This is a genomic window from Pseudomonas sp. D(2018) (genome assembly GCF_005502555.1).
In the GTDB taxonomy this organism is placed as follows: domain Bacteria; phylum Pseudomonadota; class Gammaproteobacteria; order Pseudomonadales; family Pseudomonadaceae; genus Metapseudomonas; species Metapseudomonas resinovorans.
Genome location: NZ_SCOK01000024.1, coordinates 34,056 through 56,321 on the forward strand (window position 1 = coordinate 34,056; position 22,266 = coordinate 56,321).

Sequence of the window (22,266 nt, forward strand, 5' to 3'; positions counted from 1 at the left end):
GCGTCCTATGTATTGATTACAAACGGAGACGGCCGCCCCGCCGCTTGGCGGTGGCCAGACCATGGGGAATCAGACTCTGCCGGTGGTGCGCATGGCACAGCGCAATGGCCAGAGCGTCCGAGGCGTCGATCTGCGGCTTCTGTACCAGCTTGAGCAGGTGCATGACCATCATCTGGACCTGTTGCTTGTCGGCGCCGCCGGTTCCAGCGATGGCCTGCTTGACCTGACTGGCCGTGTACTCGGCGATTTCCAGGCCAGCCTCGGCTGCCGCGACTATGGCGGCACCCCGAGCCTGGCCCAGCTTGAGCGCGGAATCGGCGTTGCGCGCCATGAACACCTGTTCGATGCCCATGGTCACGGGCTCGAAGGTGCGAATGACCTCGCTCACGCCGCGAAAGACAATCTGCAAGCGTTCATGCAGCGGACCGGCGCCGGTGCGGATGCAGCCCGAGGCGATGTATTCGCAGCCGCGCCCGGTGTCGCGAACCACACCGTAGCCGGTGATGCGCGAGCCGGGGTCGATACCAAGAATCAGGGTCATGCCGCCGCAAGCTCCACGAGCTGACCCAAGGCCAGCACACTGTTTATTTATCCAGCCGCGAGTATACGGACCGGCCCACCAACAAAAAAGCCGGAAGCGCACGGGGGCGACTTCCGGCTTCGGGATCACGCAAGCAATCAGCCGAGTTGCTCCATGATCTCGTCGGAGATTTCAGCGTTGTGGTAGACGTTCTGCACGTCGTCCAGGTCTTCCAGCATGTCGATCAGCTTCAACACCTTCTGCGCCGTTTCCAGATCGGCGATCGGCGCGGTGATCGACGGGATCATCGCCACCTCGGCCTCGTCGCCCTTGAAGCCAGCTGCGGTCAGGGCCTCGTTCACCGAGAGGAAGTCGGCAAAGGTGGTGTAGACCTCGACGGAACCGTCTTCTTCGGCCACGACGTCGTCAGCGCCAGCTTCCAGCGCCGCTTCCATCAGAGCCTCTTCGTTGACCCCCGGGGCGTAGCTGATCTGACCCTTGCGATCGAACATGTAGGCAACCGAGCCATCGGTGCCCAGGTTGCCGCCGCACTTGCTGAAGGCGTGACGCACTTCGGCCGCGGTGCGGTTACGGTTGTCGGTCATGGCTTCGACGATGATGGCCACGCCACTCGGCGCATAACCTTCGTAGCTCAGCTCGACCATGTTGTCGGCGTCGTTGGAACCGGCACCGCGAGCGATGGCCCGATCGATGGTGTCGCGGGTCATGTTCGCAGTCAGCGCCTTGTCCACGGCCAGGCGCAGACGCGGGTTGTCCGCCGGGCTCGGACCGCCGTGCTTGGCGGCTACCGTCAGCTCACGGATGAGCTTGGTGAAGATCTTGCCGCGCTTGGCGTCCTGGCGTTCTTTGCGGTGCTTGATGTTGGCCCATTTGGAATGACCAGCCATAACTCACTCCGTACTCTCTGAACGGACGGCGCCTTCTGGCGCCGTCTCGGGTTGGTTCTACTTACTCGGCCTTGGCCTGTTCGCGCAGGCGGATGTTCAGCTCGCGCAGGGCCTTGGCATCCACAGCACCCGGAGCCTGGGTCATGACGTCGCCAGCGCTCTGGGTTTTCGGGAAGGCGATGACCTCGCGGATCGACGAAGCGCCGGTCATCAGCATCACCAGACGATCCAGGCCGAAGGCCAGGCCACCGTGCGGCGGGGCACCGTACTTCAGGGCGTCGAGGAGGAAGCCGAACTTCTCTTCCTGCTCCGCATCGTCGATGCCCAGCACACGGAATACCGCCTGCTGCATGGACTTGTCGTGGATACGGATGGAGCCACCGCCCAACTCGGTGCCGTTCAGCACCATGTCGTAGGCGCGGGACAGGGCCGCGGCCGGATTGCTCTCCAGCTCCTGCGGAGTGCACTTGGGCGAGGTGAACGGGTGGTGCAGCGAGGTCAGGCTGCCATCGTCGTTCTCTTCGAACATCGGGAAGTCCACGACCCACATCGGCGCCCACTCCTTGGTGAGCAGCTTGAGGTCATGGCCGACCTTGATACGCAGCGCGCCCAGGGCGTCGCAGACGATCTTGGCCTTGTCGGCGCCGAAGAACACGATGTCGCCGTCAACCGCACCGACGCGGTCGAGGATCACATTGAGGTTCTCTTCGGGGATGAACTTGACGATGGGCGACTGCAGGCCCTCGACACCCTTGGCGCGCTCGTTGACCTTGATGTAGGCCAGACCCTTGGCACCGTAGATGCCGACGAACTTGGTGTAGTCGTCGATCTGGCTGCGCGGCATGGAGGCGGCACCCGGCACGCGCAGGGCGGCAACGCGGCCCTTCGGATCGTTGGCCGGACCGGAGAAGACCTTGAATTCCACTGCGCTCAGCTGGTCGGCAACGTCAACCAGCTCCAGCGGAATACGCAGGTCCGGCTTGTCGGAACCGTAGCGACGCATGGCTTCTTCGAACGGCATGTGCGGGAACTCGTCGAACTCGACATCCAGCACTTCCTTGAACAGCTGGCGCACCATCTTCTCGGTGATACCGATGATGTCGCTTTCATCCAGGAAGCTGGTCTCGATGTCGATCTGGGTGAATTCCGGCTGGCGGTCGGCACGCAGGTCTTCGTCGCGGAAGCACTTGGCGATCTGGTAGTAGCGGTCGAAGCCGGCCACCATCAGCAGCTGCTTGAACAGCTGGGGCGATTGCGGCAGGGCGAAGAAGTGGCCCGGGTAGGTGCGGCTCGGCACCAGGTAGTCACGGGCACCTTCCGGAGTCGGACGACCCAGGATCGGGGTTTCCACGTCGAGGAAACCGTTCTCGTCCAGATAGCGGCGGATGCTGCTGGTGATGCGCGCGCGCAGCTTGAGCTTGGCTGCCATTTCCGGACGGCGCAGGTCGATGAAGCGGTAGCGCAGACGGGTTTCTTCACCCACGTCGGAGTACTCGTCCAGCGGGAAGGGGGGAGTCTCGGCCTGGTTCAGGACTTCGAGTTCGTAGCCCAGCACTTCGATGGCGCCGGACGCCATGTTGGCGTTGCGCGCGCCTTCCGGACGCAGGCGGACCTTGCCGGTGATCTTGACCACGAATTCACTGCGGACGCGGTCGGCGCGGGCGAAGGTTTCTTCGCGATCCGGGTCGAACACCACCTGGGCCAGGCCTTCGCGGTCACGGATATCGAGGAAAATGACCCCGCCGTGGTCGCGGCGGCGGTGTACCCAACCGCAGAGGGTGACTTCCTGGCCGTCCAGGCTCTCGTTCAGTTGGCCGCAATAGTGGCTGCGCATCATGGTCGTGTTTCGCTTCTCTTGAGTCGTGAGTTCGTCCGCCCACCGAAGGACGGCAGAGCATCCGGCGGAGGTGCAACCCCCTGCCGGACAGGCCGGGGTTCGCGGCAAAGAGCGGGATTATATAGCGTAAATTGTCACCGCGCAGCCGCCTGCCCTGCCACCCCGCAAGCCCTGATCAAGAGCGGGGTCGCTTGCTGGGCCGCGGGGCAGTGTCTAATCTCGCCAACACTCGCCCGACGGACGGACGCGAAGCACATAAGGAAGGAGCGGAGATGCAATCGCTTGCAGGGAAAGTCGCAGTAATCACGGGGGCTGGCTCCGGTATCGGTCGCGCCCTGGCCAACCACTTGGCCGACCAGGGCTGCCACCTCGCTCTTGCGGATATAGATGTCGAGGGCCTCGAAGCCACTGCCGCGCCGCTGCGTCGAGATGGCCTGCAACTCTCGACCCATCCACTGGACGTCTCCGATCGCGACGCCGTACATGCCTTCGCCGGCAATGTGCTGACCCACCACGGACAAGCCCACCTTGTGATCAACAACGCCGGCGTGGCGGTATCCCAGACCATCGCCGAGCTTCGCTACGACGATTTCGAGTGGCTGATGGGCATCAATTTCTGGGGCGTGGTCCACGGTACCAAGGCCTTCCTGCCTCACCTGCTGAGCAAGGGCGAAGGCCACATCATCAACGTGTCGAGCATCTTCGGCATCGTCAGCCTGCCCACCCAGGGCGCCTATAACGCCAGCAAGTTCGCGGTGCGCGGGTTCACCGAAGCGCTGCGTCAGGAACTCTGCGGCACCGCGATCAAGGTCAGCTGCGTCCACCCAGGGGGCATCCGAACCAACATCGCCCGCTCGGCGCGCTTTTATCAGGGCATCGATGGCAGGACCGACGCCACCAAGGCTGCGGCCCGCTTCGACAAACTGGCGCGCACCTCTGCGGATCAAGCCGCACAGATCATCATCAAGGGCATAAAGGCCGGTCAGCCGCGCATCATGGTCGGTGCCGATGCCCGCTTCCTCGACCACCTGCAACGCCTGCTACCTGCCAACTACCCTCGCCTGCTGGGCAAACTGCTGAAAAAGAGTTGAACCCCGTGCAGACCAATGACTTCTAAGCATCGCCTTCATTGATAGAAGACAAGGCTACCCCCTACGCACCCCGTGTTAGGCTTTGCCCATCACGGCCCCGGTCCGGGCCACAAGCTACCGAGAGGAGAACTGGTATGGAAATCAACATCGGAATCGCGGAACAGGATCGCGCCGCCATCGCAGAGGGTCTGTCCCGCCTGCTGGCCGACACCTACACCCTCTATCTCAAGACTCACAACTTCCACTGGAACGTCACCGGGCCGATGTTCAACACCCTGCACCTGATGTTCGAAGGGCAGTACAACGAACTCTCCCTAGCAGTGGACGCCATCGCCGAACGTATCCGCGCTCTGGGCTTCCCAGCGCCCGGCACCTACGCTGCCTACGCCCGCCTGTCTTCCATCAAGGAAGAAGAAGGCGTACCGGCCGCCGAGGACATGATCAAGCAACTGGTCCAAGGCCAGGAGGCCGTCGTGCGTACCGCCCGCGGCATTTTCCCGCTATTGGACAAGGTCAGCGACGAACCCACCGCCGACCTGCTGACCCAGCGCATGCAAGTCCACGAAAAGACTGCATGGATGCTCCGCAGCCTGCTCGCCGCCTGACCTCCAGGCACATAAAATAGGCCCGGGATAGCCGGGCCTTTCGCTATGCGCGAAAGCCCGCCTGATCTATGCTCTGGCAATTCGAAATCTCGCCACAGTGAAGTGCATGAGCAAGCCTCCGAAACATCCGTCGCTGCTTGAGCTTTTCCCCGAAGAAACCCGTGAGGCGGCCGACCTGCTGAAGCAGGCCATTCCTCACATGGTGCGCCATGCAATACCGCCAAACCCGGTGCACTACGCCCTCTGGTACACCTACAGCAAGGGTGTGGAGCCGGACCTCAACCGCCGACTGGACAAGATCACCAACGATTTCGACATCTTCCCGCCGGAGTCGGCCATCAAGCTGTTCCGCGAATACATCATTCGCGGAGAATTGGACGAGGCGCGTCATGGCCAGCAACAGGTCATCGACCTGGTAGACGACATCGAGGGCGACGTCAGCCGCAGCGTCAATGGCAGCCAGGCCTACCAGAACAGCCTGACTGCAGGGCTGGCCGCCCTGCACGAACCCATCATCGACGATCTACCCAGCGTGCTGAACCATCTCCAGGAAAGCACCCAGCTGATGCAGGAACAGCAGGAGCAGTTCCTCTATCGCCTGCGCGCTGCACAGGCGGAAATCCAGAACCTGCGCAACCAACTGGAACGCGCGCAGCTGGCCGCCACCCTGGACGGCCTGACTCAGGTGTTCAACCGCCAGGCATTTACTCGCCTGCTGGAGCAATCCCTGAAAGGCGGCCAGGAAGGCCTGGCGCTGGTGATGCTGGATATCGACCACTTCAAGCAATTCAACGACCAGTTCGGCCATCCACTGGGGGATCGCGTGCTCCAGCACGTAGGACAGTTGCTGCGGGAGCTGTTGCCACCGCGCGCCATGGCCGGTCGCTACGGCGGCGAAGAGTTCTGTGTGGTACTGCGTGACTGCCAGGACCTGGACGCTGCACGGACCTTTGCCGAGAAACTGCGCAACAAAATGCAAGCACTGCGCGTGAAAGTCCGCCGCACAGATCAAGTGCTCGACACGATCACCGCCAGCTTCGGCCTGGCCCTGGCGGAACCCGGCGACACCCTGGAAAGCCTTATCACCCGGGCCGACGACGCCCTCTATCAGGCCAAGCGCAATGGCCGCAACCAGGTGCATCCGCCAGCCACGGAAGAAGCGCTAACCGCTTGATTTGAGTAGCCCTCTCCTTTCCTGTTAAATACAGCCGGTGCCGCAGGTCGATCCAGCGACCTGCGGCATAGGCCGATGGCATGCCCTCTTCATCTCGCGTGGCCCGGCTCTTCCGTTAGAGATTCCGTTTCCAAGGTGAATCCATTGAACATACTGAAAATCGTCCATCTGTTGACGGGCGCTGCCGCTTTGCTGCTGTCCTTCATTCCTAGCCTGCGCGCTGACGCCCTCCCCTACCTGCAACAACCCGATGCGCTTTACCTGGCCTTCTGCGGCCTGCTTAACCTGCTGCTGGCGCCGGTGGTTCCTGCCTGGGCCAAGGGCCTTCACAACCAGCTGCAGAACCTGGTTTCCGCCCTGCTGGTGCTGGCAGTGATCCTGCAGACCCTGATTCTTCTGGCCCCTCTGCCGACAATCGGCGAGCAGCCGGCCGTCCTCGTCAGCCTCCTTGCGGTGATTCTCGGCGTCGCACTTCATCTGGCCATCAACCTGCGCAAGGTAACCCAGGCACCGCTACTGCCCCAGGACATGTCCAACCGCGAAACCGGCACCGTGAAGTGGTTCAACACCTCAAAGGGCTTCGGTTTCATCTCCCGTGACTCCGGGGATGACATCTTCGTGCACTTCCGCGCCATTCGCGGCGAAGGCCACCGCGTGCTGATCGAAGGCCAGCGCGTGGAGTTCTCGGTGATCCAGCGGGACAAAGGCCTGCAGGCCGAAGACGTGATTGCCGCACTGCCCAGCCGACGCTGATAGCAACAACGAAACAGGCCGCCAATTGGCGGCCTGTTTCATGGGCGATCAGTAATGGGGCGGGGGCGCCTCGTCCTCGCTAGGGCCGAACTGGCCAAGCAGCTCCTCCTGGCGCTTGGCCAGTGCCGCCACCTGAAGCTGCAGGCGATCTACCGCTTTCTGCTGCTCAACCAGTACATCGTTCAGGGTCTGGATGGTGTCATCCTGAAAAGCCAGTCGGCTCTCCAGGTCAGCAATGCGTAGCTCCAAACTCATGGTTCACTCCTCCACGAAGCGGAAATCATCGGCCAGTACCAGGCGCAGCTTGGCGCGAATGGCAGCCACATCCTCAGCTGAATAGGCCACAGCCGGATGGCGCCCCCAGACCGGGGCAGGCCAGGCCACATCCTCACGGCGCCGCACGATTACATGCATGTGCAACTGACTGACCACATTACCCAGCGTGGCGACGTTCATCTTGTCGGCCCCGAAGGTGTCCTTGAGGGTTTCCGCCAGGAAAGCGGTCTCTTGCCAGAGTTGACGCTGCTCGTCAGCGCCGAGCTGGAACAGCTCACTGACTTCCTCGCGACGCGGCACCAGAATGAACCACGGGTACTGGGCATCGTTCATCAATAGCAGGCGGCACAGGGGAAAATCACCGATGGGCAGGGCGTCCTGCTGAAGTCTTGGGTCCAGGGCGAACATACTGGCCTCTCCTGTTCGACGGTAGGGAATTCGAGATTAGCACCCTGCCGCAGCCATACCACCAGCGCAGGGGCGCGCAGCATAGCCAAGGCGCGCGGTGAGCGGAACTCGGAGCGTCCCGCCACCTATATATAAGGAAGCGAAGCGATACAGCGCACCAGAATCGCGCACATCCCGCGTTTCGTTACCTCTCGCCACACTCGGGTTACTCTCCACAAGCGAAGCCGCAACCCTTGGCCATCCGAGGCTTTGGCGCGATTGCCTGTCAATAGCCTCCCAGCGTACAAAGCGCCTCATTTCGGGGCAGAGACTTTCCGCTCCAAGCATGCAGGGATCAGGCATTGGCCAAGCTGGAACGACCGCACCACGTGGGTAAGGGAGGTTTTCTTTCCGCCCGCCCCAGTTTGTGCACGGTTGTTGCTTAACAGGTGCCAGGCCACACGCGGGAACGGCAACAACTCCAATGGACGCGCACCCGCATAGTGCCTCGGATACATAGGGGATGAAGGGATGCAAGGCTGAACCTATAGATATGCGACACAGGTCTTTTCGATTTGCGACAGCACTGTGAAGAAATCGTAAGGACTAGGTTTCAACTATCGCCATAATTGTCGCCGTGCTATAAGTTAGCGCCGACACAAAAAGAAAGAACCGCCTTCCATAAATTAAGAAAGCGGCGAGAATCTTCAAAACCAAAGGAGCAATCACAATGCAAGTGATGAAGTGGAGCGCACTGGCTCTGGCCGTGACCGCCGGTAGCATGCAGTTGGCTTTTGCCAGCGCCCAGGAAGAGTCCAAGGGCTTCGTAGAAGACAGCAATCTGACTCTTCTGAACAAGAACTTCTTCTTCTACCGCGACTTCCGTAACAACCCTTCCACCAGCCAGAACTACCGTAAAGAATGGGCCCATGGCATCAGCGCCATGTATGAGTCCGGCTTTACTCAAGGCGTTGTTGGCTTCGGCGTTGATGCCCACGGCATGCTGGGCCTGAAGCTGGACAGCGGCAACGGCACCAACGGTACCGGCCTGCTCCCCACCGGCTCTGACGGTCGCTCCCAGGACGATTACTCCTATGCGGGTGGTTCCGTTAAAATGCAGGTGTCCAACACCCAGCTGAAATACGGCAACCTGTTCCCGACCGCTCCGGTATTCGCTACCGGTACCGCTCGTATGTTCCCGGGCTCTGCTGAAGGCTTCCAGCTGCTGAGCAGCGAGATCGAAGGCCTGAACATCGACGCCGGCCACTTCACCTCCATCCGTGACGGCAGCTCCTCCACCAACAGCCACGGCGAAATCACCACCACCTACACTGGCATCGCCAGTGATAGCGCCGACTACGTGGGCGGTTCCTACTCCTTCACCGACAACGTCAGCGCTAGCCTGTATGGTTCCGAGCTGGAAGACATCTGGCGCCAGTACTACGGCAACCTGAACTGGAACATTCCGTTCAGCGACAGCCAAGCGCTGAACCTGGACTTCAACGTCTACCGCACCCTGGACGAAGGTCAGGCCCTGGCTGGCGATCTCGACAGCACCGCCTGGTCTGCCGCCGCCGCCTACTCCATCGGCGCCCACAAGTTCACCCTGGCCTACCAGAAGAACAATGGCGACGAGCCCTTTGACTACATCGCGATGGACGGCCAGAACTCCGGCGACTCCATCTACCTGGCCAACTCCGTTCAGTACTCCGACTTCAACGGCCCGAACGAGAAGTCCATCCAGGTTCGCTACGACCTGAACATGGCTGAGTACGGCGTACCTGGCCTGAGCTTCATGGCTCGCTACATCACCGGTGAAGACGTTGACGGCACCAAGGCCGACCCGAATGGCGCCTTCGCTGGTGCAATCGGCGAAGATGGCAAGGAATGGGAACGCGACATCGAAGCCAAATACGTGGTTCAGGAAGGTGCTGCTAAAGACCTGTCCATCCGTATTCGTCACGCCAGCTGGCGCGCTAACAACGACATGGCCTTCTTCGGCTCCGCTGGCGGCACCGCCAACGACGAAATCCGTGTGATCACCGAGTACCCGCTGGATATCCTGTAATATCCCTCGCGTACACGTAAGTGATAAAAGAAACCCGGCCTAGGCCGGGTTTCTTTTTGCTCAAACTTTAATCACCCAAGGGCAACGCATAAGTACCCGTTACATGTGCGACGAGATCCTCTTCCTCACCTTGCGAATAGAGGGACACTTCACAAACTGCTTGACGGCGACCAAGTTTAAGTATCTGCGCCTCAGCAACTAGATCCACTGGTTTGGGTTTCGCGAGGAAGTTGATATTCAAGTTGGACGTCACTGCCATCTCGACTTTACCGAGCCGCCCCAGCACGACTGCATACATGGCTGCATCGGCCAGCGCCATGATGGTCGGACCGGACAAGGTTCCCCCTGGACGCACCAATCTGGACTGGAAAGGCACCCTCGCCAACGCGCCTTGATTGTCGATCCGCTCGATACGGAGGTCGATATCCTCTGCCATGGGCACCCCAGCGCGAATCAATGCTTCAACCTGCTCCGCTGTCAGACTCACTACGTCGCCCTCCTCCCTCTACGGGACTGCAATCCTGTACGCCACTTGATCAGGGCCGTACAATGCCGAGCCATTCAAACCCATCGCAACCGACAGAACGGCCAAACATGCGTACCAGTCAGTACCTGCTGTCTACCCTCAAGGAAACCCCCGCCGACGCCGTGGTGATCAGCCACCAGTTGCTGCTGCGTGCCGGTATGATCCGCAAGCTTGCCTCCGGCCTCTACACCTGGCTGCCAATGGGCCTGCGAGTACTGCGCAAGGTCGAGACGGTGGTCCGCGAAGAAATGAATGCCGCCGGCGCGCTCGAGGTGCTGATGCCCGCCGTGCAGCCCGCCGAGCTGTGGCAGGAGTCCGGCCGCTGGCAGCAGTATGGCCCCGAACTACTGCGCCTGAAGGACCGCCATGAGCGCGAGTTCTGCGTTGGGCCAACCCATGAAGAAGTTATCACCGACATGGCGCGCAATGAGCTGAACAGCTACAAGCAGCTGCCGCTCAACTTCTATCAGATCCAGACCAAGTTCCGTGACGAGATCCGCCCGCGCTTCGGCTTGATGCGTGGCCGCGAGTTCGTGATGAAGGACGCCTACTCCTTCCACATGAACCAGGAATCGCTGCAGGAAACCTACGACCGCATGCACCAGGCCTACTGCAACGTGTTCAGCCGCCTGGGCCTGGACTTCCGTCCCGTGCTGGCCGACACCGGTTCCATCGGCGGCACGGGCTCCCACGAGTTCCATGTGCTGGCAGACTCCGGTGAAGACGATATCGCCTTCAGCGACAGCTCCGACTACGCCGCCAACGTCGAGAAGGCGGAAGCCCTGCCCCGCGAGACCGAGCGTCCCGCCGCGAGCCAGGAACTCAAGCTGGTCGACACGCCGAATACCAAGACCATCGCCGACCTGGTGGAAAACTTCGACCTGCCGATCGAGAAGACCATCAAGACCCTGGTGGTGCATGCCGCCGAGGAAGGCAAGCTGGTCGCCTTGATTGTCCGCGGCGACCACGAGCTGAACGAAATCAAGGCCGCCAACCTGCCCCAGGTCGCCAGCCCGCTGGTATTCGCCAGCGAAGCTGAGCTGCGCCAAGCCATTGGTGCCGGCGCGGGCTCCCTCGGCCCGCTGAACCTGCCGCTGCCCTGCGTGGTGGACCGCTCCGTCGCCCTGATGAGCGACTTCGCCATCGGCGCCAACATCGACGACAAGCACTACTTCGGCGTGAACTGGGAGCGCGACCTGCCCCTGCCGGAAATCGCCGACCTGCGTAACGTGGTCGCTGGCGACCCGAGCCCAGACGGCAAAGGCACCCTGGTGATCAAGCGCGGCATCGAAGTCGGTCACATCTTCCAGTTGGGCACCAAGTACAGCGAAGCCATGAAGCTGAACGTGCTCAGCGAACAAGGCAAGCCGGTCACGCTGATCATGGGTTGCTACGGGATTGGTGTCTCTCGCGTGGTCGCGGCTGCCATCGAGCAGAATTACGACGACCGCGGCATCCTGTGGCCTGAAGCCCTGGCACCGTTCCAGGTCGCCCTGGTACCGCTCAAGTACGAGACCCCAGCCGTCAAGGAAGCTACAGACAAGCTCTATGCCGAGCTGCGCGCAGCTGGCGTCGACGTGTTGCTGGATGACCGTGACAAGAAAACCAGCCCCGGCGTCAAATTCGCCGACATGGAGCTGATCGGCATTCCGCACCGCATCGTGGTAAGCGAGCGCGGCCTGGCCGAAGGCAACCTAGAATACAAGAACCGCCGCGAAACCGACAGCCAGGCTGTACCGGTGGCTGAGGTTCTGTCCTTCATCACCGCCCGCGTGAATCGCTGATCGAAAGAATGTCCATGCGTAGTTCCCATTACCTCGTCGGCGCCGCCTTGTGCGGCACCCTCTTCGTCAGCGGCTGTGCCAACCATTTGCCACAGCGCAGTGAGCACGAAGAGCGTGTCGAGCGCAAACTGCTGAACCATAGCCTGCAGATCGACGTGGGCGACCCACAGGTACTGGAACTGCCGCAACGACGCATCCGCATCAACGAGCAGAAGACCTTCGAAGTCACTGAGTTCGAGGTTAGCCGTCACTATGATCGCTACACGCCCTACCAGCCCTGGCGGGAGCTCTACGAGGTTCCGTTGGGCGCGGTGGCGGTAGTAGCCGGTGTTGGCGCCAACGTACTCAACGTGGTGTTGCTCGGCAGCCTGCCGGACACGGCAACCAAGGACTGGATCAGCTACGGCTTTGCCGGCCTCAACCCGGCAATGAACGTCGAATCCAACGGCCGCTCCGAGCAAAACCTGGCCAGCATTGACGAGAAGCAGCAGGACAAGCGCATGGAGTACTCCAGCCTGCCCTGGGCCGAACGTCCGGTACTGGTGAAGTTGGGCGGCCACACCCATGAGCTACTGACCGATCGCAACGGCATCCTGCGCCTGAACCTGCTGGACGGCCCCTTCGCCGACCAGGACATCAGTCGCATCGGCCAGCTCCTGCTGAGTGCCGAAGACCCCATGGACAGCGCCCGAGCCGATGCCACCCTAGGCATCAGCCATACCTTGCGTGGCAAGCTCGCGGAAGCCCATGCGCTGATCTTCGAAGACCTCGAAGACGACGAAGTCCCGCAGTGGGTCCATCGGGTCAAGCGCCTGTCGGAGCTGGGTCTGGAAGAGGAAGCCAGCGAACTGGAGCAGAGCCTGATCGAGCTGACTCGCAACGATCCGGAGCTGCAGCAGGAGTTTCTCCAATCACTGATGAAAGATGCCGGGCGACTGGCTGCCGACCCCGGCGATTCGGATTGAGCCTTTCCAGGAGCGAGCCTGGCTCGCTCTTGCCTTGCGGCCTCAGCGCCGCACGATAAAGCCGGTGATGCCCTGCAGCGGCTGCTCTTGAAGCTCCACGCCCGTCACCTGTGCCTCGGCCGGCCCCTGCTCCAGCCAGGCAGCCAACTCGCGCACCGCACCATCCTCCCCCTCCACCAGCACCTCGACCCGGCCGTCAGCCAGGTTGCGTATCCAACCGTCCAGCTCCAGGCGGTCGGCCTGTTCCTGCGTCGACTGGCGGTAATAGACACCCTGCACCTTGCCGCTCACGTAGCCATGCAGACAGATTCGCGCCATCGTCCTACCCCCCTTTGCGCAGCTCTTCGAGGCGCGCGGTCAGGCCCGCCGCACTCTGCTCGCCCAGCAGGCGCTCCCGCAATTTGCCCTGAGCATCGATGATGTAGGTGACAGGCAACGCTTCACTGCGCGGCAGGTCGTAACGCGTGGACGGGTCCTCTGCCAGCACCGTGAACTGGATGCCCATTTTCTGCGCGGCCTGGCCGAGCTCATCGCCCTTCAGCCCGTCGAAATTGACCCCCAACACCTTTACGCCCTTGTCACGTTGCTGCGTGGCCAAAGCGTTGAGTTCGGGGATCTCCGTACGGCAGGGCGCACACCATTCGGCCCAGTAATTGATGACCAGCCACTGGCCTTCGAGGCGCTCAACCGCTACCTTCTGTCCATGCTGATCGACGCCAACGTCGTCCGAGCAGCTGGCCAGGAGCAGGCCGGCGCCCATCAGTGCGAACACCCCTATTACAGCCTGGAGTCGCGATCCCATGCATTCGGTCCTCGTGTACGCGGGGTTGGTATGACGCTCGATGCCCTGCGCCTGGAAGTGCCGGACATCCTGGAAGAAAACAGCACTCCACTGGCAAGCGTTCCGGCGCTCCTCGCGCAAGCGCGTCAACTCCCTCAGGATAGTGCCCTGCAGCAGGTCCTGGGGCTTTTGTTCAGGCTCAACCGCAGCGCCCTGACCTTACTCGAAAGGCAGCGCGTGCTGCAAAGCTTCAGCGAGGAGTTTCGCCACTACGCCCAGTCCTACCAGGACCGGACGGTGCCGCCCACCCTCTTCGTCAAGTTCTGTGACGAACTGGCCTGCGGATTCAAGCGCCTATTGCTGCAGATTCTCCAGGGGCACCAGCCTTCGCGCCCGCACCTGGCGTGGTGTTTGTACATGGCCCAGCACTTCCTCGCCCAGACTCAGCTGCGCCACTACCAGCTCTATCAGGAACCCAGCCCGCGCCTGTGGCGCGACAGCCACTTGCTGTACTGGATCGGCGAGCACCAGAGTTGCCTGGACGAGCCGGTTGCAGCTGCCTTCCGCCCCACGCCAGCGAACACCCTGCGCGGCCTCTACCAGCAGATGCTGCTGCTGGCCCTGAGCAACCCCTTCCATCTGAGCGAAGGCGAATGCCCGCTGCTGTTCGGCGCCCTGGCGCCGCTCGCCGGCCTGGCGCGGCTTCTCCCCTGGGACGAGGAAGACGAGAATGGCAGCCCGACCGTCGACCTGACCGAATCCCAGCCCTGCTTGCCACTGGATCAGCGCCCGGACGGTGCCAGCACGTATTTGCGCCGTTTCGAGTTGGGTGCGCTGCTGATCGCCGTGCATGAACCCGCTCCCCTGCGCAGCGAAAGTGAAAACCAGCTCCTTGAAAAGGTTCGCCAGCACTGGCTGGGACGCCAGCAGCGCCGCCATCCGCGCACCGAACAATCGGGGCAGTGCCAGTTGGTGGTGGGCCTGGCGGCCATCCATGCCGAATTGCTCGCCCAGCATCCTGGCCGCTGCGACGCGCAGTTGCTCGATGCCAGCCCTGGCGGCGCTCGCCTGCTTTGCCATGGCGATCTGGGCAACCCGTTGCCGGTGGGGCAGCTAGTGTTGGTCCAGACCCAGGGCACGCCGGTCCTCGCCCTGGTGCGCTGGCGTTATCAGAACACTGAGGGGCTTCACCTCGGCTTGCGTTACCTGAAGGGCCTGCCACGTCCGGTCTGGTTGCGCCGTGCGCCCAACGCTCAGACACATCCCGGTGTACTGCAGAGCACGCCAGAACCCGGCAATGGCTGGCACCACGGCCTGTGGCTGCCGTGCAAACAGTTCGGCGAAGAAGAGAACCTCTGGCTGCAGCTGGCCAGCGTGCACAACCAGGCCATCGTGCGACTACCAGAGCCCAATCTCTGCACCGCGCTGGTGGCGCGCTATCGCCTGCAACTTGCCTGAGTGGTCAAACTGCGAGGCGGGTCACGTCATCCGGTAGCCAAGGCGCACAGTTCGCGTGGGAATGGCTGCTTATAATCCCGGCCCATCGGTACGAGCGTACCTTTTCCAGCCTGGATGCCCCATGCAACAGCAAGACAGCCTGATCGGCCCAGTCCCTGCCCGCGTCGTCGAAGTCGCCCGCTCTACCGTCACGCCCTTCGAAGGCCGGGTGGCAGATTTCAATGTGGCGGCCTGGCTGCATCTACCGGGCATGACGGATCTGCCGGTCTCGCTGCAGGTGAGCTACATGGACGGCGAACAACGACGCGAAGTCGCGGTGGATCACGGCAGGCTCAATGCCAAGGGCAAGATCCTGCTGGCCGGTATCGCTCGCTTGCCTTTCAAGCAGAAGATCGACCAGATGCAGGTGCGCCTTCGCGCCGTCGTCCCGATCAAGGGATTGCTGGTGGAAGAACTCTTCGTGCAGCCCGTGGAACTGGCCGAGCCAGCCAACCGCCAGGTACGTGCCTGACGGGCTTCAGCCGGGCAGCGCCCGATTGTTTTCCTGGGACGGTAACTCTGCCCCGTCCTGCTCCGCTTGCACGACCACTGGCGCCAGGGATTCCGGCCAGTGGCGGAACTTCAGCCCGGTCACCCGGTTCAGCCCCTCCAGCGCCCGTTGCGGTGCGCGCTCGTGCAGGTGGATCAGTTTGTCTTTCGCGGTACCCATTGCCTTCATCCCCTGGCCATCGGTTCGATGGCCCCTTCCCTGTCAGTGCCATAAACATGCCAACCGCAACGGCCCGCAACTTCACGGCCCGCTGCTGGATCGAGCCGGCGCCGTCTACCGTCCACTGACAAATTTCGTCAGTCGTGCCCCGGCTTGAGCCATTGAGCCAGGCTGCCACCAAACAAGGCCTGCTGCTCTTCCTCAAGCAGCTCCAAAGCCTTGCGCAGCGGCGGATACCACGCCTCATCCAGATGTTCGGGCAACTGGCCAAGCCGTGGCAGCGGCCAGGGCATGTGGACGAGTAGCTGATAAAAACCGTAGCCGCTCAAATCACGACAGAGCACCCACGAACCGCCACTGGCGCGGCAGACCAGGTGCTGACTTTCCAGCAACTCCAGCATCTCCAGCCACTCATCCTCCGGCAGGTGCCAGCCGGCCCGCTGTACATCCAGGTGACGCACCGGCATGCCGCGCAACTGCCGATCATGGAACACCCGCAGGATCCCGAGCAGCACCAGCAAGCGCGGCAGCGCGCGGCGACGCCAGTGCCAGGGCGTGGAAAGGTTGCACACCAGTTCGGCACCAAACAGCACGATGACCCAGGACAAGTAGATCCACAGCAGGAACAACGGCACCGTGGCGAACGCACCATAGATCAGTTGGTAGCCAGGAAAGAAGCTGACGTAGAGGCCGAACAGGGCCTTGGCGGCCTCGAACAGCAGCGCGGTGAAGACGCCGCCCGCCAAAGCGTGGCGCACCGGCACCCGGGCGTTGGGTACCGCGGCATAGATCAGCGTGAAAGCGGCAATGCTGGATAGCAACGGCATGAACCCGAGCAGGGTCTTGGCGCCAATCAGGGCATCCGGACCGGAAAGCAGCGACAACGAGGTGATATAGGTACTGACGGCGAATCCCGCCCCCAGCAGCAAGGGGCCAAGGCTGAGAATCGCCCAGTAAAGCAGAAAGCTGGAAACGCCCCGCCGCGGTTGGCGCACTCGCCAAATGGTGTTGAAAGCTTTCTCGATGGTCACCAGCATCATGAACGCGGTCACGACCAGCAGGCCGACGCCGACCCAGGTCAGGTGCCGCGCCTGCACCGTGAAACCACGCAGGTATTCCTGCAGGGTTTCCCCCGTGGAGGGCACGAAGTTACGGAAGATGAAGCTCTGGATCTGCTCGCCCGTGCCCTGGAAAGCCGGAATGGCCGAGAGCATGGTGAACGTCACCGTCATCATCGGCACCACGGCGAACAGGCTGGTATAGGTGAGGGCTGCGGCGCTGTTGGTGCCACGATCGGCAATGAAGCGTTGCAGCAGAAAGCGCCAGAATTCGACGACGTCGGTGAGGCGTTGGCGCATTCCATCTCCTTGATTCATATCGGCCCGGCCCGGCTCAGCAGACCGCAACCACGGTGCACGGTTCAGGCCGACACCGCGACACGGTTAGAATAGCCGTCTCGACCAAGCCCATGCGACCCCCGACATGACTGAACTGACCCTCTACCACAACCCTCGCTGCTCCAAATCCCGCGGCGCCCTGGAGCTGCTGGAAGCCCGGGGCCTGGCCCCTTCCATCGTGCGCTACCTGGAAACGCCGCCCAGTGCCACCGAATTGCGAGACCTGCTGGCCAAGCTGGGGCTGACCGCCCGTCAGCTATTGCGCACCGGTGAAGATGAGTACAAAGCCCTCAGTCTGGACGACACCAGCCTCTCCGAAGAGCAACTGATCGCCGCCATGGCCGCCCATCCGAAGCTGATCGAACGCCCCATCCTGGTCGCCGGCGACAAGGCCGTGGTCGGCCGTCCGCCAGAGAAGGTACTGGAGATCCTTCCTTGAGCGCGCCCTACATCCTGGTTCTCTACTACAGCCGTCACGGCGCCACCGCCGAGATGGCCCGACAGATCGCCCGTGGCGTCGAGCTGACCGGCCTGGAGGCGCGCCTGCGCACCGTACCCGCGGTGTCCACCGAGTGCGAAGCCGTGGCTCCGGACATCCCCGCCGACGGCGCGCTCTACGCCACCCTCGACGACTTGCGCCACTGCGCTGGTCTGGTGCTGGGCAGCCCCACCCGCTTCGGCAACATGGCAGCGCCGCTGAAATACTTTATCGACGGCACCAGTAGCCTTTGGCTGACCGGCGAACTGGTGGGCAAACCGGCGGCAGTGTTCACCTCCACCGCCAGCCTGCACGGCGGCCAGGAGACGACCTTGCTGTCGATGCTGCTGCCACTGATGCACCACGGCATGCTGGTCACCGGCCTGCCCTACAGTGAACCCGCGTTGCTGGAAACCCGTGGCGGCGGCACCCCCTATGGGGCCAGCCATCATGCCGGGGCCGACGGCAAGCGGCCGCTGGACGAGCACGAAATCGCACTCTGCCGCGCCCTGGGCCAGCGCCTGGCGCAAACAGCGCAACGCCTGGAGACCCCGCGTGGCTAGAAAACCCAAGAAACTGCCGGAACTCGCCTGGCTGGCTCCGCGCATGTCTTCCAGCCGAGTAGTCAGCCTGGCGAGCTTCATCGCCCTGGCCCTGCTACTGACTGTGAACACTCTATTCTTCGCTGACCTGCACGGCGCCAGGACCTGGGTAGTCCTGGCTATCCAACTGGTCCCCCTGGCCCTGCTCGCCCCCGGCATGATTCTCGGCAACGCCCGCGCCCATGCCTGGACCTCCTTCGTAGTGAATATCTATTTCATCCAGGGCGTACTCGCCGCCATCGACCCGGCACGCAGCCTGTTCGGCTGGCTGGAAGCCGGCCTTAGCCTGCTGTTGTTCTGCGCGGCGCTGCTCTATACCCGGTGGCGTTTCCAGTACAACCGCAAGCTCGCCGGGGAGTGATTCCCGACCAGAAACAAAAAAGCCCGGACTTCGCTCCGGGCTTTTTCTTCTGGCAGCTTGCAAGCGCTCGTGACTACCAGCCAAAGATTTCCTTGAGGAACGGAATGGTCAGCTTGCGCTGGGCCTGAAGCGATGCCTGATCAAGGATATCCAGCAGGTCGAACAACAAGTTCATGCTGCGCGGGCCACGGGTCAGGATGAAGCGCCCGACTTCGTCGGTCAGGTGCAGGCCACGGCGGGAGGCACGTAATTGCAATGCCCGCAGCTTGTCTTCATCGGACAGCGCATGCAGCTGGAACACGAGCGCCAGGGTCAGGCGTGACTTCAGGTCCGGCAGCTTGATACCCAATTCGCGAGGTGACTTGCTGGCCGACAGGAGCAGCTTGCGGCCGGCGTCGCGAAGACGGTTGAACAGGTGGAACAAACCCTCCTCCCATTCCGGCCGCCCCGCCAGGGCATGCAAGTCGTCCAGGCAGACCAGCTCGCACTGTTCCAGGTTGTCGAAGACTTCCGGGCCGTAGTGCACCAGTTCGTCCATGGGCAGGTAGATCGCCTGCTCATCGCGCTGCTCGAAGCGCAGACAGGCGGCCTGCAGCAGATGACTGCGCCCTGCGCCTTCACCTCCCCACAGATAGATCAGGCTCTCGGTCCAGCCGGCATCGGGTTCGCACAGGCGTTCGACATAGCCGAGTGCCGCAGCGTTGGCGCCGGGATAGAAGTTGGCGAAGGTGGCGTCGTCACGCAGACGCACACTCAGGGGAAGCTGGATCGGTGTCATGCCGTACTGGGAGGGTCGTCGGGACCACTACTCGACTGTCCGTAAAGGTCGGAAAGTTTATAGAAATCATGCGCATGGCGCAGCAAAACCATGATGATTGCCGCCACGGGTAGTGCCAGCAGCACGCCGGTGAAGCCAAACAACTGGCCGCCAGCAAGTATCGCAAAGATTACCGCCACCGGGTGCAGGCCAATGCGATCGCCCACCAGCAGCGGGGTCAGCAGCATACCCTCAAGTAACTGCCCAATGGTGAAAACCGCCACCACACCTATCAATGGATAGAGTTCGAAGCCCCCGTACTGGAACATTGCCGCCAACACCGCAGCGCCGAAACCCACCACGAATCCCATGTAGGGCACGATGCTGGCCAGCCCGGCTACCAGGCCGATCAGCAATCCCAGGTCCAGCCCCACCAGCATCAGCCCGGCGGCGTAGATCAGGCCCAGCGCCAGCATCACCAGCAACTGGCCCCGCACGAAAGCACCCAGCACTTCATGGCACTCGCCTACCAGCAGGACGACATAGGACTCGCGGCTGCGGGGCAACAAACCACGGAGCTTGGCCACCATCAAGTCCCAGTCCCGCAGCAGGTAGAACGCCACGACCGGAATCAACAGCAGGTTGCCCAGCCAACCCAACAGTGCCAGGCCCGAGGCCGTGACTCTTGCCAGCAAGGTACTGGCAATGTCGGTGGTCTGGCCCAGGTGGCCACTGATCACCGCCTTGAGTCTATCGAAGCCCCAGAAGTCCCCAGGCAGACCAAGCTGGGCCTGAACCCGGGGCAGCGCACTCTGCTGCAACCAGTCGAGCATCTGGGGCGCCACCTCGTAGAGGCGGAAAAGCTGACGGCCGAGCATGGGCAACAGCACCAGCAGCAGCGCCAGCAGGATCAGTCCGAACAGGCCGAATACCAACGCAACTCCCCAGGTGCGGGACAGGCCCAGCCGCTCCACGCGATCAACCAGCGGGTCGCCGAGATAGGCCAGCAGCATGCCCACGAGGAAGGGCGAGAGAACGGGGTGCAACTCGTAGAGCAACCACCCCAGAAACAGAAAGCCACCCAGCCAAAGCCAGCGGCGCGAATCGGTCATGTCAGGCCCTCATCCTTGCGTAACGAAATTTCCGCCCCCAATCCCAGACGTAGTGGGCTCCGCTTCCCAATGTCACCACCAGCACCATCCAGCTCAGCGGCCCGCGCAACGAAGCCAGTGCCGGCGCCAGGCTGAGTTCCAGCAGTACGTAGAGCACCAGGAGCATCTGCAGCAAAGTACTGAGCTTGCCCAACCAGCTCGGCGAAAACTCCGCCGGCCCTGCCAACACGCGGAACAACCCGGCCCCCAGCACTATCAGCAGGTCACGCAGGAACACCACCAGTGCCAGCCAGAGCGGCAGCACCTGGGTAATGGTCAGGCAGATGAAGCAGGTCACCAGCAGGAGCTTGTCGGCCAAAGGGTCGAACAGCGAGCCGAAGCGGCTGGTCCAGTGGTAACGCCGGGCGAGAAAACCGTCCAAGGCATCGGAGCTGGCCGCCAGGACGAACAGCACCAGGGCCTGGTCATGTCGATCGGACAGCAGCAACCCGGCAATGGGCAGAACCAGTGCCAGGCGCAGCAAGGTCAGCAGATTGGGCAACTGGTGCATGGCATCCCCGTCACGGGTAGGCCAGCAGTGTACGCCCGCTACCAGTGGAAGCGCAGCAGGTTGTTGCGCGGCACCACCTGAGGTGCTGGCGCAGCCTGAGGATCAGCGGACGGGGCGGGTGCGGCAGGCGCCTCGGGCGGCGACTCCTGGAGTCCAGCCAGGGCCAACTGGGCACGCAGCTGTTCGGGAGTGGCGGTCACCTGGAATTCCAGGCGGTCACCCTCGACCTTGAGCAGGCGTGCGCCGAACGGCTCCAGCAGGCGCGACAACTCGGCATAACGCTCCAGGTTGGCACCTTGAACCTCCAGCTCCAGACTCTGCCCAGCACCACGTGCCACCACGAAGCGCGGCGCCAGACGCTGGCTCACCGCCGACATCACGGCATCGGCCACTGCAGTGCTGTCGGCCCCTTCAGCAGTACCCTGCTCGCGGCTGTCCCCCAGCCACAAGCGCCATTGGGCCTGCCACTTGCCGTCGGTCTCGCTGGCATCCACTGCCAGCAGGGCATCCGCACCATAACGCTCGGACGCCTGGGTCAGTGCGCCGGGCGCGGCGGAAGTGAGTTGTTCGGGAGTCGCCAACAACTGCTCGTTGAGGTCGGCGAGCGGAAGGCGCAGCGGCAAACCACGGTTCTGCGCTGCCTGGCGCAGTGGCGCTGCGGTTTCCTGGCCGTCACCGACCAGGCTGTTGCTACCCTCACCGGAACGGTTCAACCACCAGGCGAGAATGGCCGGGCGGTTCGCGCTCCACAGCGGAATACCGGCCTGGCGCAGCGTGCGTTCGGCGGTGATCGGGTCGAAATCCACCACCAGGGTCTGGCCTTCATAGCCGTACTGGCTGATGAGTTGCTGCGGGTCCTTGCGCACGGCATCCAGGGCCGGGCTCTGGGCGGCCTTGGGGTCACCGGACAGGCGTAGAACCAGCGTGTCCAGGGCGCGTACCAAGGCCTGATTGCGCTCCTCCGGCTGCTGCGACGTAACGGGTTCACGAACCTGGTAGAGGTCGTTGACCGTTTCGGCATGGGCCGACGGGCCGAGAAGCGTGAGACAGAGCAGGAAAACTGAAGCGATCAGGCGCATGGTGGACTCTCTGTAGGCGGACAGATGCAGCATAGGCCGCAATCGAAGGGCTATACCTTAATCAGCCCTCTGGCGCGCGGCAATGCGG

General features: G+C 62.5%; 26 protein-coding genes and 1 pseudogene. 13 read left to right on the forward strand and 14 right to left on the reverse strand.

What is annotated here, in order from left to right; genetic code table 11:
* Positions 1 to 16: 16 nt before the first annotated feature.
* From ruvC to aspS, 3 genes are all read right to left on the reverse strand, one after another.
* Positions 17 to 541: a crossover junction endodeoxyribonuclease RuvC gene (gene ruvC, locus FFS60_RS16470; RefSeq protein WP_028627594.1), complete on the reverse strand. Its 525-nt coding sequence runs from the start codon at positions 539 to 541 to the stop codon at positions 17 to 19.
* Between the two features lie 137 nt (positions 542 to 678).
* Entirely contained in the window at positions 679 to 1,428 is a 750-nt protein-coding gene (locus FFS60_RS16475; protein ID WP_028627593.1) for a YebC/PmpR family DNA-binding transcriptional regulator, read from the reverse strand.
* Positions 1,429 to 1,489: 61 nt separating this feature from the next.
* Positions 1,490 to 3,265, reverse strand: a complete 1,776-nt coding sequence (aspS, locus tag FFS60_RS16480; protein WP_028627592.1) for an aspartate--tRNA ligase — start codon at positions 3,263 to 3,265, stop codon at positions 1,490 to 1,492.
* A gap of 272 nt (positions 3,266 to 3,537) precedes the next feature.
* Here aspS and FFS60_RS16485 point away from each other — a divergent pair, with 272 nt between their 5' ends.
* From FFS60_RS16485 to FFS60_RS28705, 5 genes and pseudogenes are all read left to right on the forward strand, one after another.
* The gene (locus FFS60_RS16485; protein ID WP_137822569.1) at positions 3,538 to 4,356 is read left to right on the forward strand and encodes an SDR family oxidoreductase; all 819 of its coding nucleotides are present in this window, start codon (positions 3,538 to 3,540) and stop codon (positions 4,354 to 4,356) included.
* A gap of 134 nt (positions 4,357 to 4,490) precedes the next feature.
* Positions 4,491 to 4,961 (forward strand): Dps family protein, encoded by a 471-nt coding sequence (locus FFS60_RS16490; protein ID WP_028627590.1) that lies wholly within the window; start codon positions 4,491 to 4,493, stop codon positions 4,959 to 4,961.
* Between the two features lie 106 nt (positions 4,962 to 5,067).
* A complete protein-coding gene (locus FFS60_RS16495; protein ID WP_028627589.1) occupies positions 5,068 to 6,135 on the forward strand; it encodes a GGDEF domain-containing protein in 1,068 nt (355 codons plus the stop codon).
* A 75-nt stretch (positions 6,136 to 6,210) separates the two neighbouring features.
* Positions 6,211 to 6,609: pseudogene (locus FFS60_RS29255) on the forward strand (cold shock domain-containing protein membrane protein); the annotation flags it as partial.
* A gap of 54 nt (positions 6,610 to 6,663) precedes the next feature.
* Complete coding sequence (locus FFS60_RS28705) at positions 6,664 to 6,888, forward strand: cold shock domain-containing protein (RefSeq protein WP_162945915.1); 225 nt, start codon at positions 6,664 to 6,666, stop codon at positions 6,886 to 6,888.
* Between the two features lie 48 nt (positions 6,889 to 6,936).
* Here FFS60_RS28705 and FFS60_RS16505 read toward each other — a convergent pair whose 3' ends face one another.
* Together FFS60_RS16505 and FFS60_RS16510 are read right to left on the reverse strand one after the other, a co-directional pair.
* Positions 6,937 to 7,143, reverse strand: coding sequence for a SlyX family protein (locus FFS60_RS16505; RefSeq protein WP_028627587.1), 207 nt, complete (start codon positions 7,141 to 7,143; stop codon positions 6,937 to 6,939).
* A 3-nt stretch (positions 7,144 to 7,146) separates the two neighbouring features.
* Positions 7,147 to 7,572: an HIT domain-containing protein gene (locus FFS60_RS16510; protein WP_137822570.1), complete on the reverse strand. Its 426-nt coding sequence runs from the start codon at positions 7,570 to 7,572 to the stop codon at positions 7,147 to 7,149.
* 709 nt (positions 7,573 to 8,281) lie between these two features.
* Here FFS60_RS16510 and FFS60_RS16515 point away from each other — a divergent pair.
* Positions 8,282 to 9,619 carry an OprD family porin gene (locus FFS60_RS16515; protein WP_137822571.1) on the forward strand — a complete coding sequence of 446 codons (1,338 nt, stop codon included), beginning with the start codon at positions 8,282 to 8,284 and terminating at the stop codon, positions 9,617 to 9,619.
* 67 nt (positions 9,620 to 9,686) lie between these two features.
* On the opposite strand, the gene FFS60_RS16520 is transcribed toward FFS60_RS16515, so the two are convergent.
* Complete coding sequence (locus FFS60_RS16520; protein ID WP_137822595.1) at positions 9,687 to 10,100, reverse strand: PaaI family thioesterase; 414 nt, start codon at positions 10,098 to 10,100, stop codon at positions 9,687 to 9,689.
* Between the two features lie 113 nt (positions 10,101 to 10,213).
* Here FFS60_RS16520 and FFS60_RS16525 point away from each other — a divergent pair, with 113 nt between their 5' ends.
* Together FFS60_RS16525 and FFS60_RS16530 are read left to right on the forward strand one after the other, a co-directional pair.
* Positions 10,214 to 11,929 (forward strand): proline--tRNA ligase, encoded by a 1,716-nt coding sequence (locus tag FFS60_RS16525; protein ID WP_137822572.1) that lies wholly within the window; start codon positions 10,214 to 10,216, stop codon positions 11,927 to 11,929.
* An 8-nt stretch (positions 11,930 to 11,937) separates the two neighbouring features.
* Complete coding sequence (locus tag FFS60_RS16530) at positions 11,938 to 12,894, forward strand: hypothetical protein (RefSeq protein ID WP_137822573.1); 957 nt, start codon at positions 11,938 to 11,940, stop codon at positions 12,892 to 12,894.
* Between the two features lie 42 nt (positions 12,895 to 12,936).
* On the opposite strand, the gene FFS60_RS16535 is transcribed toward FFS60_RS16530, so the two are convergent.
* Together FFS60_RS16535 and FFS60_RS16540 are read right to left on the reverse strand one after the other, a co-directional pair.
* On the reverse strand, positions 12,937 to 13,212 hold the full coding sequence (locus FFS60_RS16535) for an acylphosphatase (protein WP_137822574.1): 276 nt from the start codon (positions 13,210 to 13,212) through the stop codon (positions 12,937 to 12,939).
* Positions 13,213 to 13,216: 4 nt separating this feature from the next.
* Positions 13,217 to 13,696 carry a TlpA disulfide reductase family protein gene (locus FFS60_RS16540; RefSeq protein WP_137822575.1) on the reverse strand — a complete coding sequence of 160 codons (480 nt, stop codon included), beginning with the start codon at positions 13,694 to 13,696 and terminating at the stop codon, positions 13,217 to 13,219.
* Positions 13,697 to 13,726: 30 nt separating this feature from the next.
* On the opposite strand from FFS60_RS16540, the gene FFS60_RS16545 reads away from it, so the two are divergent.
* Together FFS60_RS16545 and FFS60_RS16550 are read left to right on the forward strand one after the other, a co-directional pair.
* Complete coding sequence (locus tag FFS60_RS16545; protein WP_137822576.1) at positions 13,727 to 15,133, forward strand: PilZ domain-containing protein; 1,407 nt, start codon at positions 13,727 to 13,729, stop codon at positions 15,131 to 15,133.
* A 121-nt stretch (positions 15,134 to 15,254) separates the two neighbouring features.
* The gene (locus FFS60_RS16550) at positions 15,255 to 15,644 is read left to right on the forward strand and encodes a hypothetical protein (protein ID WP_137822577.1); all 390 of its coding nucleotides are present in this window, start codon (positions 15,255 to 15,257) and stop codon (positions 15,642 to 15,644) included.
* Between the two features lie 6 nt (positions 15,645 to 15,650).
* Here the strand turns inward: FFS60_RS16550 and FFS60_RS16555 are convergent, their stop codons facing one another.
* Positions 15,651 to 15,842 carry a hypothetical protein gene (locus tag FFS60_RS16555; RefSeq protein ID WP_137822578.1) on the reverse strand — a complete coding sequence of 64 codons (192 nt, stop codon included), beginning with the start codon at positions 15,840 to 15,842 and terminating at the stop codon, positions 15,651 to 15,653.
* 137 nt (positions 15,843 to 15,979) lie between these two features.
* Positions 15,980 to 17,200 (reverse strand): virulence factor BrkB family protein, encoded by a 1,221-nt coding sequence (locus FFS60_RS16560; RefSeq protein ID WP_028627577.1) that lies wholly within the window; start codon positions 17,198 to 17,200, stop codon positions 15,980 to 15,982.
* A gap of 124 nt (positions 17,201 to 17,324) precedes the next feature.
* On the opposite strand from FFS60_RS16560, the gene arsC reads away from it, so the two are divergent.
* The 3 genes from arsC to FFS60_RS16575 are packed head-to-tail and all read left to right on the forward strand — an operon-like array spanning position 17,325 to position 18,680.
* Positions 17,325 to 17,678 carry an arsenate reductase (glutaredoxin) gene (gene arsC, locus FFS60_RS16565; protein ID WP_028627576.1) on the forward strand — a complete coding sequence of 118 codons (354 nt, stop codon included), beginning with the start codon at positions 17,325 to 17,327 and terminating at the stop codon, positions 17,676 to 17,678.
* Positions 17,675 to 18,280, forward strand: coding sequence for an NAD(P)H:quinone oxidoreductase (gene wrbA, locus FFS60_RS16570; RefSeq protein WP_137822579.1), 606 nt, complete (start codon positions 17,675 to 17,677; stop codon positions 18,278 to 18,280). Before arsC ends, wrbA begins: the two co-directional genes overlap by 4 nt.
* Positions 18,273 to 18,680, forward strand: coding sequence for a DUF2069 domain-containing protein (locus FFS60_RS16575; protein WP_137822580.1), 408 nt, complete (start codon positions 18,273 to 18,275; stop codon positions 18,678 to 18,680). The genes wrbA and FFS60_RS16575 overlap by 8 nt, the downstream gene beginning before the upstream one ends.
* 73 nt (positions 18,681 to 18,753) lie before the next feature.
* Here the strand turns inward: FFS60_RS16575 and hda are convergent, their stop codons facing one another.
* From hda to FFS60_RS16595, 4 genes are read right to left on the reverse strand one after another with little or no spacing between them, the layout of a single operon-like run.
* A complete protein-coding gene (gene hda, locus FFS60_RS16580) occupies positions 18,754 to 19,458 on the reverse strand; it encodes a DnaA regulatory inactivator Hda (RefSeq protein WP_028627573.1) in 705 nt (234 codons plus the stop codon).
* Positions 19,455 to 20,549: an AI-2E family transporter gene (locus FFS60_RS16585; protein ID WP_028627572.1), complete on the reverse strand. Its 1,095-nt coding sequence runs from the start codon at positions 20,547 to 20,549 to the stop codon at positions 19,455 to 19,457. The genes hda and FFS60_RS16585 overlap by 4 nt, the downstream gene beginning before the upstream one ends.
* 1 nt (position 20,550) lies before the next feature.
* Complete coding sequence (locus FFS60_RS16590; RefSeq protein WP_028627571.1) at positions 20,551 to 21,099, reverse strand: CDP-alcohol phosphatidyltransferase family protein; 549 nt, start codon at positions 21,097 to 21,099, stop codon at positions 20,551 to 20,553.
* Positions 21,100 to 21,137: 38 nt separating this feature from the next.
* The gene (locus FFS60_RS16595) at positions 21,138 to 22,178 is read right to left on the reverse strand and encodes a DUF2066 domain-containing protein (RefSeq protein ID WP_137822581.1); all 1,041 of its coding nucleotides are present in this window, start codon (positions 22,176 to 22,178) and stop codon (positions 21,138 to 21,140) included.
* Positions 22,179 to 22,266: the final 88 nt, after the last annotated feature.

Bases quoted from the DNA above. Each gene is read 5' to 3' on its own strand.
- ruvC (WP_028627594.1), bottom strand. From the start codon at position 541: ATGACCCTGATTCTTGGTATCGACCCCGGCTCGCGCATCACCGGCTAC.
- FFS60_RS16475 (WP_028627593.1), bottom strand. From the start codon at position 1,428: ATGGCTGGTCATTCCAAATGGGCCAACATCAAGCACCGCAAAGAACGC.
- aspS (WP_028627592.1), bottom strand. From the start codon at position 3,265: ATGATGCGCAGCCACTATTGCGGCCAACTGAACGAGAGCCTGGACGGC.
- FFS60_RS16485 (WP_137822569.1), top strand. From the start codon at position 3,538: ATGCAATCGCTTGCAGGGAAAGTCGCAGTAATCACGGGGGCTGGCTCC.
- FFS60_RS16490 (WP_028627590.1), top strand. From the start codon at position 4,491: ATGGAAATCAACATCGGAATCGCGGAACAGGATCGCGCCGCCATCGCA.
- FFS60_RS16495 (WP_028627589.1), top strand. From the start codon at position 5,068: ATGAGCAAGCCTCCGAAACATCCGTCGCTGCTTGAGCTTTTCCCCGAA.
- FFS60_RS28705 (WP_162945915.1), top strand. From the start codon at position 6,664: ATGTCCAACCGCGAAACCGGCACCGTGAAGTGGTTCAACACCTCAAAG.
- FFS60_RS16505 (WP_028627587.1), bottom strand. From the start codon at position 7,143: ATGAGTTTGGAGCTACGCATTGCTGACCTGGAGAGCCGACTGGCTTTT.
- FFS60_RS16510 (WP_137822570.1), bottom strand. From the start codon at position 7,572: ATGTTCGCCCTGGACCCAAGACTTCAGCAGGACGCCCTGCCCATCGGT.
- FFS60_RS16515 (WP_137822571.1), top strand. From the start codon at position 8,282: ATGCAAGTGATGAAGTGGAGCGCACTGGCTCTGGCCGTGACCGCCGGT.
- FFS60_RS16525 (WP_137822572.1), top strand. From the start codon at position 10,214: ATGCGTACCAGTCAGTACCTGCTGTCTACCCTCAAGGAAACCCCCGCC.
- FFS60_RS16530 (WP_137822573.1), top strand. From the start codon at position 11,938: ATGTCCATGCGTAGTTCCCATTACCTCGTCGGCGCCGCCTTGTGCGGC.
- FFS60_RS16535 (WP_137822574.1), bottom strand. From the start codon at position 13,212: ATGGCGCGAATCTGTCTGCATGGCTACGTGAGCGGCAAGGTGCAGGGT.
- FFS60_RS16540 (WP_137822575.1), bottom strand. From the start codon at position 13,696: ATGGGATCGCGACTCCAGGCTGTAATAGGGGTGTTCGCACTGATGGGC.
- FFS60_RS16545 (WP_137822576.1), top strand. From the start codon at position 13,727: ATGACGCTCGATGCCCTGCGCCTGGAAGTGCCGGACATCCTGGAAGAA.
- FFS60_RS16550 (WP_137822577.1), top strand. From the start codon at position 15,255: ATGCAACAGCAAGACAGCCTGATCGGCCCAGTCCCTGCCCGCGTCGTC.
- FFS60_RS16555 (WP_137822578.1), bottom strand. From the start codon at position 15,842: ATGGGTACCGCGAAAGACAAACTGATCCACCTGCACGAGCGCGCACCG.
- FFS60_RS16560 (WP_028627577.1), bottom strand. From the start codon at position 17,200: ATGCGCCAACGCCTCACCGACGTCGTCGAATTCTGGCGCTTTCTGCTG.
- arsC (WP_028627576.1), top strand. From the start codon at position 17,325: ATGACTGAACTGACCCTCTACCACAACCCTCGCTGCTCCAAATCCCGC.
- hda (WP_028627573.1), bottom strand. From the start codon at position 19,458: ATGACACCGATCCAGCTTCCCCTGAGTGTGCGTCTGCGTGACGACGCC.
- FFS60_RS16585 (WP_028627572.1), bottom strand. From the start codon at position 20,549: ATGACCGATTCGCGCCGCTGGCTTTGGCTGGGTGGCTTTCTGTTTCTG.
- FFS60_RS16590 (WP_028627571.1), bottom strand. From the start codon at position 21,099: ATGCACCAGTTGCCCAATCTGCTGACCTTGCTGCGCCTGGCACTGGTT.
- FFS60_RS16595 (WP_137822581.1), bottom strand. From the start codon at position 22,178: ATGCGCCTGATCGCTTCAGTTTTCCTGCTCTGTCTCACGCTTCTCGGC.